The organism is Bacillus sp. RB3, from assembly GCF_030164735.1.
Classification (GTDB): Bacteria; Bacillota; Bacilli; order Bacillales; family Bacillaceae_G; genus Bacillus_A; species Bacillus_A cereus.
On sequence record NZ_JASNGE010000002.1, the window covers coordinates 62,652 to 79,178 of the forward strand.

Sequence of the window (16,527 nt, forward strand, 5' to 3'; positions counted from 1 at the left end):
GGATATTAAAATTTATGCTGTAGAAAAATGACCTTCTCACAAGTGATTAAAAAAGTGTATAAACAAGGAGAGGAAAATGCATATGATGTTTTATGAGATTGTTTGCTTTTCTTGTAAGAATATATTTCGTGTTTACGAAGGCAGTGAAAAATATAAGCGATTTAAAGAAAAACCAAACGGGGCATATTGTTGTGATGAGTGTAGTCATAAAATTCAATTAGAAGCGATAAAGAATTTTTTTAGGTAATTATATGTTTTTGATTCGGAAAAGTTTGACAATAAAAGTGTTATAAATTATCATATTAAAAAACTAATATTTAAAATGGCATGGAAGAGAAGAGTAGTTAAGAAAGAATACGTACAGAGAGCTCTGGTAGCTGAGAAAGAGCTGTATACATCTTAACGAAAAAAGACTTGGAGCTGCGCAAGGAACTAATTTATTTAGGGATGGTGCGACGGGTTCTCCCGTTATAGAGATAGGGTATAAGCATATTTTGCCGTACCTGAAGAGGTTAATATGGTGACATATTAACAAACTGAGGTGGTACCGCGAAGCTAACAACTCTCGTCCTCAAGATGAATAATCTTGGGGGTGGGAGTTTTTTTATTGCATAAAACTGAGAATACGAAAACAAAAAATAATTGAGGTGAGCAATAAATGCATTGGGCGTATGAAGTAGCACATGAATTAATTAGGAAACATCCAAATAAAGAAACGTTTGTTTGTGCATCTGGAATTAGTCCTTCAGGTTCTGTTCATATTGGGAACTTTCGTGAAATCGTAACGACTTATTTCGTAGTAAGAGCACTTCAAGGTTTAGGGAAAAAGACTCGTTTTATATTTTCGTGGGATGATTATGATCGATTTAGAAAAGTTCCAAAAAATATTGATCCATCTTTTGCAAAGTATATTGGTATGCCATACTGTGATATTCCAGATCCGTCTGGATGTCATAACTCGTATGCGGAGCATTTTGAAAAAGAGTTTGAAACATCGCTTCAAGCATTTGGAATTGAAGTAGAATTTATTTATCAATATGATGAATATAGAAGTGGAAGGTATAACAAAAATATTTTAGAGGCTTTGTATAAACGAAAAGAAATATATGATATTTTAATGGATTTTAAAACTGGAGAGTGTAGTGAAGAAGAGCGAAACAATTTTTATCCAGCTACATTATATTGTGAGAGGTGTGGAAAAGATACAACAACTATTACACATTTTGATGAAGTATTAAAAACAGTCCGGTATGAATGTGAATGCGGAAATGAAAAAGAATTATCCGTATTAAATACAAATAAAATGAAACTAAACTGGAAAATCGATTGGCCGATGAGATGGATGATAGAGGATGTTATTTTTGAACCGGGTGGAAGAGATCATTCATCAGAAACGGGTAGTTATAATGTATCAAAAGAAATTGCAAGGAAAATATTCAATCGTGAAGCGCCTCATTACGTTGCTTACGATTTCATTGGTATTAAAGGGAATCATGAAAAAATGTCTAGTTCTTCAGGGAATAGCATTACACCAAGCGATTTATTGAAAGTGTATATACCAGAAGTAATTCTCTTTATGTTTGCCAAATACAAATCAGGCACTGCTTTTCATATTGGGTTGGATGAAGATGTGATTCGTAATTATACAGAGTATGAACGATTGAAAGATAGCTATGAAAATAAAACGCTCAAAAATGAAGATTTATTTGATGCAATTAAACTCTCTAAAGTTGATAGGCAGTTTAAAGAATATCCGAGATTTAATCAAGTAGCAGGAACGTTACCGCTATTAAATTTTGATTCATCTATTTTACAAGATACATTAGAAAAAATAGATAGAAGTTATACATTAGATGCTATGATAGCGATATGTAACCGCGCAGAGTATTGGATAAAAAACTTTCAATCTGAAAAATTAATTGCGGTAAATCGAGAGAGAAATACAGAGTTTTACAACACATTAGATGAAAGACAGAAAGAATGGTTAGTAAAAGTTTGCAATATACTTCGTTCTAACAAAGATTACTCTAACTTAATGGAGCAATTGTATTCGATTTGCCATCATGACAATAAAAAAATAATGAAAAAAAATCAAAAACAATTATTTATTATTATTTATAAGCTTATTATGAATCAGTCTAGTGGCCCACGTATATCGTTATTAATACATGTGGTGGGCATCGAAAAATTCATCTCATTACTAGATTTCTAAAATAAAGCTAAAAGAAACGCAAGTACTTAGACATCTAAGTACTTGCGTTTCAAATTTTGCTAGCGTGAATACATTTTTGGACATTCATCACCACTTGGTTCATAAAAACAATGGCTTTTAAACTGTCCTACAAATGGCTGATTATACCATTCAGGTGGACAAGCTCCAACTGGACGGAAATACCAAAGAGCCCATCGTGCAGGCCAGCGCCATTTACCTTGTAAAACTTTTCGTGCAATTTCTTTTTCTGATTCACGAGCGCGTTGATAAAAATATCCATATTGTACTGCTTCAAATCCGCCGGGGCTTTGATATACAGCGTCGCGTACGGTACGGAGTTGTTTAAAATCTAAGCAATCACAAAATACACGGTTTACTACAACGCATCCAACTAACTCCTCACCTTGGCGACCTTCACCTTCAGCTTCAGCACGAATTAAACGAGCTAGTAAATCAACATCACTTTCGTTGTATGGAATAAGGGGCATAGTGATACCACCTTTCTGTTATAGTAAAGAGTGTATGTTATAAAACAATCTGCGTGCTTTTTTACATAAAAATAACATTTAATTTTAAGAGGAGCTTGTATAAAAAGAGCTAATTAGTAATAGTAGATAAATATAAAAGGGAGAGGTATTATGTATCGAATTCATAAAGACCATATCATTTACTCAATGTCACCAGAAAATAAGCCTTGTATGGAAGTGGAAATTGGGAGCAGTCTTGTATTTGAAACATATGATTGCTTTGAAAATCAAATCGATTCTGAAGATGTTGTGTTTCAAGAATTAGATTGGAACCGAATTAATCCAGCGACTGGACCTGTATATGTTAAAGGAGCAGAACCTGGCGATATATTAGCCGTAACGATTGAAAAGATTAAAATTGCAGAGCAGGGCGTTTTAACTACAGGTGCAAACCTTGGTGTAATAGGGAATGAGTTAAATGAAAATACAGTGAAAATTGTCCCAATACATAATGAACATGTTTTGTTTTCAAGTGAACTACAAATCCCGATTAATCCAATGATTGGGGTAATTGGTACTGCACCGAAAGAAGAGAGCATTTCATGTGGCACACCGCATGATCACGGCGGGAATATGGACTGTAAAGAAATTAAAGAAGGAACAACATTACTACTACCAGTTAATGTCCCAGGAGCACTATTAGCGTTAGGTGATTTACACGCAGCAATGGGTGATGGTGAAATTGGTGTTAGTGGTGTAGAGGTTGCTGGTGAGGTAACTGTAACAGTTCAAATTATAAAAGGGAAAAAATGGCCGTTACCAATGGCTATTCAAAAAGAAAAAATGATGACGATTGCTTCAGAGAAATTGTTAGATGATGCAGCAAGTCGTGCTGTACATAATATGGTGACATTTTTACATGAAGAATTAGCAATGTCTAAAGCTGATGCAACTCTTTTATTATCGGCAGCAGGTAATTTAAAAGTTTGCCAAGTTGTGGATCCGTTGAAAACGGCGCGTATGGAATTAGGGATGGATTATGTGGAGAAACTAGGATTTACTTTTAGTAAATTTCATATTAAATAGATAAGGGGCGAAAAAGGATACTTTTGTATAAAAGCATCCTTTTTTAATTTACGGATTTTGTGAAAAGAGGTAGTATTTATTTTATATAAGTATATTTGAGATTGTGGATTAAAAAGGAGTTCAATAATGGTCAAAATTATGATTGTAGAAGACGATATGAAAATTGCAGAACTATTATCAAAACATGTTGCGAAATATGGTTATCAAGGAGTTATTGTATCGGACTTTCAAAATGTATTAGACATTTTTTTAGATGAACAACCAGAGTTAGTTTTATTAGATATTAATTTACCGAGTTTTGATGGGTACTTTTGGTGTCGTCAAATTCGCGGTGTTTCTACATGTCCGATACTATTCATTTCGGCTCGTGAAGGTACGATGGATCAAGTTATGGCGTTAGAAAATGGTGGCGATGATTTTATTCCGAAGCCTTTTCATTATGAAGTTGTAGTGGCGAAAATTCGTAGTCATTTAAGACGTGCATATGGAGATTATGCACCGAAACTAGAAGAGCGAATGATTGAGCAACAAGGCCTTTGTTTATATCCTGAAAGACTTGTATTGAAACTTAGAAACGAAGAGATTGATATAACGAGAAACGAAGCTATTTTATTAGAGACATTAATGAAAAATTATCCGCGTGTTGTGAGTAGGGAAGTGTTGTTAAATAAATTATGGGATAGCGAATCTTATGTTGATGATAATACATTAAGTGTAAATACAACACGTGTGCGTAAAAAGTTACAAACGTTACATATAGAAGGTGCGATTGAAACGATTCGTAGTGTTGGATATAGATTGCATATTACTTGGGATACTGGTATAGAAAAATGATAAGGTTGTTTATACGTGATCATATACCACTTATTTGCTTTACTATAATTCAACTACTAGCTATATTTCTCGTATATTGGTTTGATGGGCATAATCATATTACAACGGCGTTATATGCAATGTTTCTAGGGGCTTTCTTTATGGGAAGTTATTTAGTGTTTCGTTATTTTACACATCGTTCTTTTTATGAGCGCTTAGCAAACCCGATGCAATCTTTGGATGAATCTGTTCAAAAATCTGATTTTGCAGCTGTATCGGCTGCTCTTCAAGAACTACTTGAGGTGCAATATCGACATTATCAAAATCAGCTGCAAATGCAAGAGAGAAAAAATAATGACCATTTAACCTTTATGAATCAGTGGATTCATCAAATGAAAACACCTTTATCTGTAATAGAATTAATTACACAGGATGAAGTAGATTCACGTTTTGAAAGTATAAATGAGGAAACTGATCAATTAAAAAAGGGATTAGAAATGGCTCTGTATGTCGCACGTTTAGAAGCATTTACACAAGATTTTTATGTAGAAAGAGTACAACTACATAAAATAGTGAATGATTCGGTACATGAGCATAAACGGTTCTTTATCCGGAATTTTGTATATCCAGAGCTTGAAATTGATAAGGACATTACTGTAGAAAGTGATGCGAAATGGTTACAATTTTTAATTGGGCAAATACTATCGAATGCGATTAAATATTCATCAGGTAGTAGAGAAAAGATTAAAGTGAAAGCTTGTAAGGAAGGTAATACCGTTATACTTGAAATTGCTGATAATGGCGTAGGTATACCGAAGCAAGATTTACCAAGAGTCTTCAAACCTTTCTTTACAGGAGAAAACGGTAGAGATTTTAAAGAATCAACAGGAATGGGGCTATATCTCGTATATGAAATTACGAAGCAATTAGGACATAGTGTAGAAATCCATTCAGAAGTTGATAAAGGTACGGTAGTACGAGTAATATTTTTTAATGTGTAAAAAGTGATCAAGGCTAAAGAACGTTGGAGATAAGTTTTTTAGCCTTGTTTTGTATTTTTTAAAAAGTTTTCATATGAATAAATGATACAAATTAGTAAGAATTAAAGATATGAGCACATGAAATTGTAAAAATAAACTTGAAGAAAAATAATTGCTTTTGAAGTACAAATAATAATATTTACGCATACAGTATTATCATGGTACAATATGGTTATTAATGACAGAAAGGAATGATGGGTGGACGATGATTAACTAATCTTATTTTTAAATGTTGAAATTCAATAAATTTCAATTTCTAAAAAATAGGATTAGTCTGCCCAATTTCCATAGAACGGTATTGCTATTTATGTTACGTAATAGCTTATTTGGGTGTAAATATTTTAACGACTAATCCTGCCAAATTTATTTGGGAGGATTTTTTTATTCTCCCTTAATGAAAGGGATCGGTATTATGAAAGAACTATTAAAATTAAATGATGTTTATGTTGAAATAAAAGAAAATATGTTGTTAGAGAAAATGAATGTGACAGTAAAACAAGGGGATGTTATCGGATTAATTGGTAAAAACGGTGCTGGTAAATCAACGTTACTTCAATTAATAAATGGAAAGATTGAGCCTTCAAAAGGGATTGTTGAATGGCAGCAAATGAATATGACAACCGCATATGTTGAGCAAGAAATAGAATCTTTTATTAGTAATGATGTAATTGCAAAAGAAGCAGAACTTCTTGCAAAATGGGGCGTGCCAACGAACGATTTTCATACTTTAAGTGGTGGTGAAAAGCTGAAAATTCGATTAGCAAAAGGATTTGCTGAAAATCCTAATGTCTTAATATTAGACGAACCGACAAATCATTTGGATGAGATCAGTACGGGATTTCTCATTAAACAAATAAAAAACATGAAAGGTACAGTTATCGTTGTATCGCATGATCGATATTTTTTAGATGTTGTCGCAACAAAAATATGGTCAATTGAGGACAAAAAATTAATTGAGCATAGTGGTAATTATACGAGCTACATGAAAGCACGTGAGCAAAAAAGAAAGTCGCAGCAGCGTGAATATGAAAAACAACAAAAAAAGATAGAACAAGTAGAAACACATATAAAAGAATTGAGTTCATGGTCACAAAAGGCACACGCGCAGTCTACAAAACAAGAAGGTGTGAAAGAATTCTATCGTGTAAAAGCGAAGCGAATGGATGCACAAGTGAAGTCAAAACGAAAAAGACTTGAAAAAGAGCTGGAGAAAACGAAAGTAGAACGTGTGAAAGAAGAGTATTCAGTTGAGTTTTCTATTCAAGCGAACAAAAAAGTAGGAAAACGCTTTTTAGAAGTAAAGCAATTAAAAAAAGACTTTCATGGGAAAGTATTATTTGAAAACGTTAATTTTACAATTCAGCACGGTGAGAAAGTTGCGATTGTTGGACCAAACGGTAGTGGGAAAACAACATTACTGAAGATGATTATGGGAACGGAAACTGCTGAAGGAGAAATATGGATTTCACCTTCAGCAAACATCGGCTATTTAACACAAGAAGTTTTTGATTTACCGCTTGATAAAACACCAGAAAATTTATTTTTTAAAGAGACGTTTGAAGAAAGAGGAAAAGTCCAAAATTTAATGAAACATTTAGGATTCCAAGCGTCTCAATGGAAAGAGCCGATTGAGCATATGAGTATGGGAGAAAGAGTAAAGTGTAAGCTAATGGCTTATATTTTAGATGAAAAAGATGTACTCATTTTAGACGAACCGACGAATCACTTGGATCTACCTTCACGTGAACAACTTGAAAATACATTAGCTGAGTATAACGGAACATTAGTAATTGTATCTCACGATCGATATTTTCTGGAGAAAACAACTAACACAAAACTCGTGTTTTCAAACAATACGATACAAAAGCAGCTAGAAGAACCTACTAAAACAAGAGATGATATTGAAGAGCTACGTTTAACGTTAGAAACAGAGAGACAAGAAGTATTAGGAAAATTAAGCTTTTTAACTTCTAAAGACAAAGAATATAAAGCACTGGATGAACGGTTTATTGAACTTACGAAGCAGATTAAGGAGCTATAACGTAAATAAGGGGGATTAACATGGGAGAAGAGAGATTCACTAAGTTATTTAAAATAGATTGTGGAGATATATACTTGCAAGAGTTTACGGTCAAAGATGCAGAGAGTATTTATAAAATAGCAAATCAACCGGAAATAGCAAAATTTTTACCAGACTGGAAATCAACGAAAGAACAAAGGGTGGATTGGATTGCAGATTATGAAATACCAGCAAACAAAGCATTTCTTGATGCAGTGAAAACTACGAATAACATAGATAATCATATGTTAAAGCTAGGAATATTTAAGAAAGCTACAAATGAACTCATTGGATGGTGCTGCACAGGTATGAAAGAAGAACTCCCTTCACCAAACAGAGAGATAATGTATGCTATCTCAAATGAATATCAAAATCATGGCTATGCTACAAAAGCGACTAAAGGTTTAATTGACTATTTGTTTAAAGAAACAAATTTAAATGTCCTTAACGCAATTGCTTTAATTAACAATGTAGCATCAAATAAAGTTATTGAAAAATGCGGGTTTATTTATAAGAGCCAACAGAGGATAGAAAATCAAATATATAATCATTATATATTGAGAAAATCTGAGTGGATAAAAATATAACGTTTGGTAGTAAAAGACCGATAGCAATCGGTCTTTTCTCATTTATATAATAAAGATTTATTATACATTATATTTCCTACTACTATACAATTATTATAAGATAGTTATGCGTTAATTTTAGTTTGAAATAATTATGTTGTCAGTTTTTTTAGAAATCTTACAAGCGTGTAAGGTAAATGAAAGATGAATCAATATGAGCTGTAAGACAATTCATTTACACTTTATAGTGAGCAGTGGAAATGAAGGGAGAATATACATGGAAATTTTACATGCAAAAAGTATTAGTAAAGTATATAAAGGGAAAGTACCTTATAAAGCATTAGTAGATATTGATTTATCAATTCAAGAAGGTGAATTTGTAGGAATTATGGGTCCATCAGGTAGCGGAAAAACAACGTTATTGAATATGGTATCTACTATTGATTCTCCATCATCGGGAGAAATATTTATTAATGGCACAAATCCTTTTCAATTATCATCAGAAGAATTAGCGTTATTCCGCAGAAAACAATTAGGATTTGTTTTTCAATCATTTAATCTTCTTAGCACACTTACTGTAAAAGAAAACATCGTATTGCCGATGACTTTAGATGGTGTTTCCGTGCAAGAAATGAACAAGCGATTGGAAGAGATTGCAGAGAAGTTAAATATTACAGATATATTGAATAAAAGAACGTTTGAAATATCAGGGGGACAAGCTCAAAGAACAGCAATCGCTCGTGCAATTGTTCATAAGCCGCAATTATTACTTGCAGATGAACCAACAGGGAACTTGGACTCTAAATCTTCAAATGATGTAATGGAGATGCTGGATACTCTAAATAAAGAAGAAAAAGCAACGATGATGTTAGTTACACATGATCCGTATGCAGCGAGCTTTTGCAGCCGAGTAATCTTTATTAAAGATGGTCAACTATATAACGAAATTTATTGTGGTGAAAGTAGGCAAACTTTTTATCAAAAGATTATGGATGTCCTTTCTTTGTTAGGAGGGAAAAGGCATGACTTTTCGTCAGTTCGCATTTAATAATATTTTTCGCAATAAGCGTACATATGCTGCCCATTTTTTAAGTAGTGCATTTTCTATTATGATTTTCTTTACGTATGCTCTTTTATTATTTCATCCTGATTTACAAGGTGAGTTGAAATCGACAAGTGCAACAATAAGTGCATTTGGTACATTGGGATTTTCAGTTTCGCAAGGATTGATTTTTGTATTTTCATTTTTCTTCATTTTATATTCAGTTAGTTCGTTTTTAAAAACGCGTAAGAAAGAATTTGGCATTTTAATGATGCAAGGTATGTCAATGAGACAGCTTAAGAAATTATTATTAATTGAAAATATGTTGATTGGACTTGGTTCAATTTGTATAGGGATTTTCATTGGACTCATATTTTCTAAACTAGTCTTATTGATAAGTGCAAGTGTATTAATGATTAATAATGGTTTACCTTTTTATATACCAGTGCGGGCTGTATTATTAACTGTTATCACATTTCTTTTCTTGTTTTTAATTGTTTCATTATTTACATTTAAAATGATAAAAGTAACGGAACTTGTGGAACTTATTCGAGCAGAGGAAAAGCCAAAACCTGAACCGAAATCTTCAGTTTTATTATCGCTACTTTCTTTAATTAGTATAGGGTATGGATATTTTTCAGTATTTCGCTTCATACCAAGTACCAATTTTATTACGCTTGGAATAGGTGTGCTCCTAGTAATTATAGGAACGTACTTTTTATATACACAGTGTAGCGTGTATATATTGCGCCTTGCTAAAAGGAGAGAATCTTTCTTTTTAAAGAGAACAAATATATTAACATTTTCTGAATTAATTTACCGTATGAAAGATAATGCAACGATGTTTTTTATAGTATCTATTGTTTCAGCAGTTGCATTTACAGCAATTGGTACAACAACCGCAATTGGAAATAGGGATTTAGTAAGGATGACAAATCCCTATACATTTTTGTATGGAAGTCTTGAAAATGACAAAGTATTGAATAAAAATCTTTCTATTATAAAAAAGCACCTTTCTGATGCTAATATTCCGTATCGAATGGCTTCATCTTCATATATATACACAGAAAATGGCGTAAATGTAATGAAGTTAAGTGAATACAACGATCTTGCTAAAGCACTAGGCTATCAACAAGAAAAAATTGAAAAAGAAGATGAAATTTTATTAATTCCTGGAGTCGTATCACAAAAACAAGAATTTAAAAATGGCGAGTATAAAAAGAATATAGAAGTCATTCAAGGTGACTGGACAAAGACATTTCATGTGAAAAAAGCTGTAGAAAATTTAGTTTTACCACACGATTCTAGAACTATTTATATCGCTGTTCAAGATCAGGTATATGATGGAATGCCTCTTACTAGTGACCCAGTTAATAAAGAAATTCCATATCGTACTTACGGATTTGTTGTAGATGATTGGATAAAAACGAAAGAGATTTCCAATCAATTAAAGAGTATATTCGATAAAGATCTTAGGGACAGAGATTTCTACTTTGAAGCTTTAACATTAAACTTGTTGGAAGCAAAGCAAAAGAATGGTTTATTACTTATGGTAAGTATTTTAGTCGGAATCGTCTTCTTTACATTCGCTGCTAGTTTTATTTATTTCCGATTATATACAGATTTGGATCGCGATCAGCAGCAATATAAAATGATTTCGAAAATGGGATTAAGTAAAGGTGAGTTAAAAAAAGTTGTAACGAGACAGTTATTATTAATGTTCTTTTTACCAATTGTCGTTGCAGTGATTCATACTGTAGTCGCTTATATAGCATTACAGCAATTAGTCGATTTTTCTATCATAAATAGCTCTATCGTTATTTTAATTTCATTTATATGTATACAAGTTTTATATTTCTTTATAACCCGTTGGCGTTATCTGCAAAAGCTTTATAAGGTTATGGAGCAATAGAATTTATTAGCTTGTAAGACTACAATAAAGTATGTAGAAAAATGAACTGTATGATGAAAGGAAACGAGATGAAAAGAACTTTAACTATTTTTATGTTAACGATACTATTATTAATAAGTTTTAGTGCATGTTCTAAAAAGGAAAATCCATTTCCTGCAAACGGTGTATTAATTATTGGAGATGAAAATAATATTTCACCAATTATTAATCGTTATCAGGAAATTACGGAAGAAAATGAAGTGTTTTCTGTGAAAAAAGGGGAAGTTGGAAATGGAAATGTCTTAATTTTAAATGAATCTACAGCACAAGCATTGATTAAAGAAAAACTTTTTCGAAAACAAGATAATGGCTCCAATTATATTATAGATACGTTACCGAAATTCCCCAAAGAAGGGGCGCTATTATTTACAAGTGAAGACAATAAGACTATGAAAAGTATTAAAATAGGAGAGGAAGAGATTCCTGTTACATACGATAGTGATGCTTGGATAGGTAACAATCGTAAATATTCAACGGAATGGTATATGATTGTAGCAAAAAATAGTGTTTATAAAGAAATAAAGGCAAATGAAATGAAAATGCATCTTCTTCATTTGAAAAAATCACTAGGTGACGAAAAACCTAAAATGTCGACAGATAATACATTGGTTAATGAAAATGTCAAAGTAAAAAAGTTAATTAAAGGTTTGGAAGGAGAAGTATCTTTTCACTTTGTAACGATTGGCGAAAAACCTTAAAAAAGAGTTCGAAGTTGATAAAAATTTCATCAGCTTCGAACTCTTTTTAGTTTATAGACAAATCAATTATTATGCTTTACATTACTTCATTTAATCGAGTCTCACTCGTTTCTTCAATCGCATTTGAATTTTGAACTGAATTATTTTGTGCTTCTTTTTCTTTACGAGCCTTTTGTAGCATTTCAAGTATAATCCATAAAGGAACACCTTTATCCTTTAACATCTTCCATAAATCTAATTCATTAAATTTATGCTCAGGCTGTTTCATTTCTTTTTCAGATGAACGAATATCAAACTTGATAGGATCATTTATTTTCTTACTTTCAAGTTTAGTAGAAGAGATAGTATTATGCTCAAGAGTAGATGGAGTTATTTTAGTAGGTTGAGATAATGTATGAATATTTGATCCGATTTGCATGCTTTTTCCTCCTTTTCAAGCAATGAGATTAGTTTTCTTATGGTTTTTAAATCTTTTTAACATGAGGCAACTATATCTAATTATAAATTCAAATAAACAGATTTACAAGTTGTATTGTAAAAAGTAAATATTTACTTGAATTAATATTTATCAACATTTGTATATGTTTTCTATATATACAACGTATATAAAATACTTTACATTATGTTTAAGTTGTTAAAGTATTCTGTTAATTTTTTAAAAAAGAAAAATGTAAACGTTTTATTAGGGGGAGAAAGTATGGGGAAGTTATTTTTAAAAATATGTTTTTTCGCATTAGTGACCGTATGTTCATTCGCAGCGAAAATATCATACGCTGAAGAGAGGCAACAAAATAATTATCCAATCATATTGGTGAATGGATTTGCTGGATGGGGTAGAGAAGAAATGCTTGGCGTAAAATATTGGGGTGGTGTTCATGATATACAGGAAGATTTGAAACGCAATGGTTATACGGTACATACCGCAGCTGTTGGACCTGTTTCTAGTAACTGGGATCGTGCATGTGAATTGTATGCACAAATTAGCGGTGGGACAGTAGACTATGGTGCCGTACATGCTGAGAAACATGGACATAATCGTTTTGGCAGAACTTATAGTGGTTTTGCGCCGAATTGGAGTGAAACAAATAAAGTTCATTTAGTTGGACATAGCATGGGTGGACAAACGATTAGAACATTAGTACAGCTATTAAAAGAAGGTAGTTTTGAAGAAAAGAATTATGTGAAAAATCACCCAGACATCAAAATATCACCACTATTTGAAGGCGGAAAATCATATGTTCATAGTGTTACAACATTAGCAACCCCTCACAACGGTACAACACTTGCGGATGGTAGTCTTCTGCTACCGTTCGTTAAAGATTTACTCATTACAGCTGCAAGCTTTGGAGGAAACAATAATTTATCATTATATGATTTTAAATTGGATCAATGGGGTATAAAGAAAAATGCTGGAGAGTCCTTTTTCCAATATAGTAATCGTATTCTAAATAGTTCACTTTGGAAAAATACAAAAGATATAAGTCAATGGGATTTAAGTACAGATGGTGCAAAGGAGTTAAATAATTGGGTAAAGACGCAACCAGATGTGTATTATTTATCCTATAGTGGACATGCATCACAAGCAGCACCTATAACAGGTTTACATTTACCGCATATTACGATGAATAAAGTGTTGATGGGGAATGCATTTTTCTTAGGTTCTTATGCGAGATATGAAGAAAACCGTCCGTTAGTTGATACTTCTTGGTGGCAAAATGATGGTGTAGTAAATACGAATTCTATGATTGCACCATCTTCTAATGTTGCTGTAAATAATAATGGGTCATTACAGATTGGAAAATGGAATCATATCGAAACGAAAGCGAATTGGGATCATCTCGATATGGTAGGATTAAGTGTTTCAGACTCATTAGGTTTTTCTAGCATTCAAGAGTTTTATAGAACAATTGCTGAAAAGCTATCACGTTTACCGAAATAGGTAATAATAAAGCGCTCTCGATGGAATTCGAGAGCGCTTTATATTATATTGAAAGAGGGATTTGGTAGAAAAATATGGGGGGATATTATGAAAATTCAAGTTGTATTATCAGGATACGGAACAGTAGGCAGAGAGTTTATAAAATTATTAAATGAAAAATATTCATATATATATGAAACATATGGGATTCAATTAGTTGTAAGTGGCGTATTAGGGAGAAATATTGCAATACATAATGAAGACGGCTTATCACTTCATCATTTATTGATGTATGGTGGCGGTACCGCTGCAATTGAAAAATATTTAGAGTATCATCCGAAGGAACGTGCAACAACTAGCATAAGTGGTACTGTATTGGTAGAATCAACAGTTACAAATCTTAAAGATGGAAATCCAGGGAAACAATATATGAAACAAGCGATTGAGAAACAGATGGATATAGTAGCAATTTCTAAAGGGGCGCTCGTTACAAACTGGAGAGAAATAAATGAAGCAGCAAGAGGCGCCAATGTACGAATTCGATATAGCGGTGCAACAGCCGCTGCATTACCGACCCTAGATATCGGACAATTTAGTTTAGCCGGTTGCAGTATTGAAAAAATAGAAGGAATATTAAATGGAACAACTAATTATATTCTTACGAAAATGTATGAGGAAGATATGACATTTGAAGAAGCATTGAAAGAAGCACAAGATAAAGGAATTGCTGAGACAAACCCTATATTAGATATAAGTGGTTCAGATAGTGCGTGTAAATTGTTACTTTTGACAAACAGCTTAATGGAAACAGAGAAAACACTTACTGATATACATATAAAAGGAATCGAGCACGTTACAAAACAGCAAATTAGAAATGCTAAGGAACAACATAAAATTATTAAATTAATAGCATCAACATATAAGGATGAGGGTGGCAATGTGAATTTAAATGTTGAACCGTGCGAAATAGAAAAAAATCATCCGTTAGCAAAAGTAAATGGGACCGAAAAAGGAATTACGTTCTTTACAGATACGATGGGACAAGTTACTACAATTGGTGGGGCTTCTAATCCACGAGGCGCTGCAGCTGCAGCTTTAAAAGATGTAATTAACTTATATCGAAAAGATTTGTAAGACCGTACCGCCCTTTATAAAAAATACATATGTCGTGGACCTTTTGAGAATGAAATAAATATGCAAAAATGATTGCAGGGGGTAAGGAATTGTTTAAGGATTTTAAAGTTGTTAAAGATCGTCCTGTTTATATTCAATTGAAAGATTATTTGAAGAAGATGATTATGAAAGGGCATTTGCTCGGGGATCAAAAAATCCCATCAACAAGGGAACTAAGTGAATTACTAAGTGTGAGTAGAAACACTGTACTCGCTGCTTATGCAGATTTAGAACAAGAAGGACTCATTTATGCAGTTAAAGGAAAAGGGAACTTTGTTGCGAAGGTGGATATATCTAACACTTCGTCTGTTGAAATAAATTGGAAAAATAAACTTAATACAGTGACCGCATTAGCGGATGAATTAGATTTAATGAAACATGGTGTTCGTTGGGAAAAGGGAATGATTGTCTTTAATAGTATAGCCCCGGATGAGAAGCTATTTGATGTTGAAAATTTCAAAAGAGCTTTTCTTACTCGTATGTCCATTGAAGGAGACATCGTATTGAACTACGGATATGCAAAGGGATATAGACCGTTAATGAATTATTTACTTCATTACATGGAAATGAAAGGTGTAGACATTTCAAATAAAGATATTCTAATTACAAATGGATTTACAGAAGGATTGGATATTGTACTCTCGTCTTTATCAAAAAAATCTGGTCGTGTCATTTGTGAGAATCCAACTCACCACGCTGCACTAAAGCTGTTCCGTTTACATGGACTTGAAGTTCAGGGGATTGATATGAATGAGGATGGTATTGATACGAATGAAGTTGAAAAAAGCTTGCGTGAAAAAGATTTTGATTTTGCTTATTTAATTCCTTCTTATCATAATCCAACCGGTATTGTTACGAGTTCAGAGAAAAGAACGGAATTGATGAGGTTATTCTCAAAATACAACGTTCCTATTATAGAGGACGGATTTAATGAAGAATTACGTTATTCAGGTTCACATTTAGCTCCATTATTAACTTTTGCTGGAGCTGGCAATAATGTGATTTATATTAGTAGCTTTTCAAAGGTACTTTTCCCTGGTTTACGTGTAGGTTGGATTATTGCAGATAAAGAGCTGATTCATTATTTAGAAAGCGTAAAAAGAGCAAGAACGATTCACACATCTACGCTAGATCAAGCTGTTCTGTTTCAATATTTACATGAGGGATATTTTGAAAAATATTTAAAAAAGGCAAGATCTGTTTATAAGAAAAAATATGAGTTAGCTGTCGGGGCATGTAACCAGTACATTCCTTTTAAAAGAATGACTGGAGATGGTGGACTGCATTTATTTATAGAGCTAGAAGAGCATATGAATGCCCGCACACTTTTACAAAAGTGTTATGAGAAAGGCGTTACGTTTTCACCTGGAGATGTTTTTTACTCTGATGGAGAAGGAGCGAACACTTTCCGATTAGGGTTTTCGCGCTTGAAAGAAGAAGAAATAGTTCGGGGAATTAAAATAATTGGTGATACATTAAAAAATGAAATTTGGAGTTGAGAA

15 protein-coding genes and 1 other annotated feature are annotated in these 16,527 nt (G+C 32.8%); of the genes, 13 read left to right on the forward strand and 2 right to left on the reverse strand.

Going from position 1 to position 16,527, the window contains the following annotated elements; all coding sequences use genetic code 11:
* The first annotated feature begins 76 nt into the window (after window positions 1-76).
* Together QO049_RS03130 and lysS are read left to right on the forward strand one after the other, a co-directional pair.
* Window positions 77-247, forward strand: coding sequence for a DUF2197 domain-containing protein (locus QO049_RS03130; RefSeq protein ID WP_000551047.1), 171 nt, complete (start codon window positions 77-79; stop codon window positions 245-247).
* A gap of 72 nt (window positions 248-319) precedes the next feature.
* Window positions 320-576 (forward strand) — a binding site (T-box leader).
* A gap of 82 nt (window positions 577-658) precedes the next feature.
* Complete coding sequence (gene lysS / locus QO049_RS03135; RefSeq protein WP_284489116.1) at window positions 659-2,212, forward strand: lysine--tRNA ligase; 1,554 nt, start codon at window positions 659-661, stop codon at window positions 2,210-2,212.
* A gap of 59 nt (window positions 2,213-2,271) precedes the next feature.
* Here lysS and QO049_RS03140 read toward each other — a convergent pair whose 3' ends face one another.
* Window positions 2,272-2,700 carry a cell wall hydrolase gene (locus tag QO049_RS03140; protein WP_284489117.1) on the reverse strand — a complete coding sequence of 143 codons (429 nt, stop codon included), beginning with the start codon at window positions 2,698-2,700 and terminating at the stop codon, window positions 2,272-2,274.
* Between the two features lie 150 nt (window positions 2,701-2,850).
* Here QO049_RS03140 and QO049_RS03145 point away from each other — a divergent pair, with 150 nt between their 5' ends.
* The 8 genes from QO049_RS03145 (at window position 2,851) to QO049_RS03180 (ending at window position 11,934) form a co-directional block, all read left to right on the forward strand.
* Window positions 2,851-3,765 (forward strand): acetamidase/formamidase family protein, encoded by a 915-nt coding sequence (locus QO049_RS03145; protein WP_000285665.1) that lies wholly within the window; start codon window positions 2,851-2,853, stop codon window positions 3,763-3,765.
* A 126-nt stretch (window positions 3,766-3,891) separates the two neighbouring features.
* Window positions 3,892-4,599 carry a response regulator transcription factor gene (locus QO049_RS03150; RefSeq protein ID WP_000238969.1) on the forward strand — a complete coding sequence of 236 codons (708 nt, stop codon included), beginning with the start codon at window positions 3,892-3,894 and terminating at the stop codon, window positions 4,597-4,599.
* The gene (locus QO049_RS03155; protein WP_098619612.1) at window positions 4,596-5,579 is read left to right on the forward strand and encodes a sensor histidine kinase; all 984 of its coding nucleotides are present in this window, start codon (window positions 4,596-4,598) and stop codon (window positions 5,577-5,579) included. The genes QO049_RS03150 and QO049_RS03155 overlap by 4 nt, the downstream gene beginning before the upstream one ends.
* 451 nt (window positions 5,580-6,030) lie before the next feature.
* On the forward strand, window positions 6,031-7,659 hold the full coding sequence (abc-f, locus tag QO049_RS03160) for a ribosomal protection-like ABC-F family protein (protein ID WP_002103136.1): 1,629 nt from the start codon (window positions 6,031-6,033) through the stop codon (window positions 7,657-7,659).
* A 20-nt stretch (window positions 7,660-7,679) separates the two neighbouring features.
* Window positions 7,680-8,264: a GNAT family N-acetyltransferase gene (locus QO049_RS03165; protein WP_000503527.1), complete on the forward strand. Its 585-nt coding sequence runs from the start codon at window positions 7,680-7,682 to the stop codon at window positions 8,262-8,264.
* A 256-nt stretch (window positions 8,265-8,520) separates the two neighbouring features.
* On the forward strand, window positions 8,521-9,291 hold the full coding sequence (locus tag QO049_RS03170; RefSeq protein ID WP_000404276.1) for an ABC transporter ATP-binding protein: 771 nt from the start codon (window positions 8,521-8,523) through the stop codon (window positions 9,289-9,291).
* Window positions 9,266-11,197 (forward strand): ABC transporter permease, encoded by a 1,932-nt coding sequence (locus tag QO049_RS03175; RefSeq protein ID WP_246962834.1) that lies wholly within the window; start codon window positions 9,266-9,268, stop codon window positions 11,195-11,197. Before QO049_RS03170 ends, QO049_RS03175 begins: the two co-directional genes overlap by 26 nt.
* A 50-nt stretch (window positions 11,198-11,247) precedes the next feature.
* Window positions 11,248-11,934, forward strand: a complete 687-nt coding sequence (locus tag QO049_RS03180) for a lipoprotein BA_5634 family protein (protein WP_000975419.1) — start codon at window positions 11,248-11,250, stop codon at window positions 11,932-11,934.
* Window positions 11,935-12,010: 76 nt separating this feature from the next.
* Here the strand turns inward: QO049_RS03180 and QO049_RS03185 are convergent, their stop codons facing one another.
* Window positions 12,011-12,352, reverse strand: a complete 342-nt coding sequence (locus QO049_RS03185; RefSeq protein ID WP_001165515.1) for a DUF3914 domain-containing protein — start codon at window positions 12,350-12,352, stop codon at window positions 12,011-12,013.
* 279 nt (window positions 12,353-12,631) lie between these two features.
* On the opposite strand from QO049_RS03185, the gene QO049_RS03190 reads away from it, so the two are divergent.
* The 3 genes from QO049_RS03190 (at window position 12,632) to pdxR (ending at window position 16,524) form a co-directional block, all read left to right on the forward strand.
* Complete coding sequence (locus tag QO049_RS03190; protein WP_000517066.1) at window positions 12,632-13,873, forward strand: esterase/lipase family protein; 1,242 nt, start codon at window positions 12,632-12,634, stop codon at window positions 13,871-13,873.
* A gap of 87 nt (window positions 13,874-13,960) precedes the next feature.
* Window positions 13,961-14,986 carry a homoserine dehydrogenase gene (locus QO049_RS03195; protein ID WP_246962836.1) on the forward strand — a complete coding sequence of 342 codons (1,026 nt, stop codon included), beginning with the start codon at window positions 13,961-13,963 and terminating at the stop codon, window positions 14,984-14,986.
* 89 nt (window positions 14,987-15,075) lie between these two features.
* Window positions 15,076-16,524: a MocR-like pyridoxine biosynthesis transcription factor PdxR gene (gene pdxR, locus QO049_RS03200; protein WP_065223044.1), complete on the forward strand. Its 1,449-nt coding sequence runs from the start codon at window positions 15,076-15,078 to the stop codon at window positions 16,522-16,524.
* The last annotated feature ends 3 nt before the right edge of the window (window positions 16,525-16,527 follow it).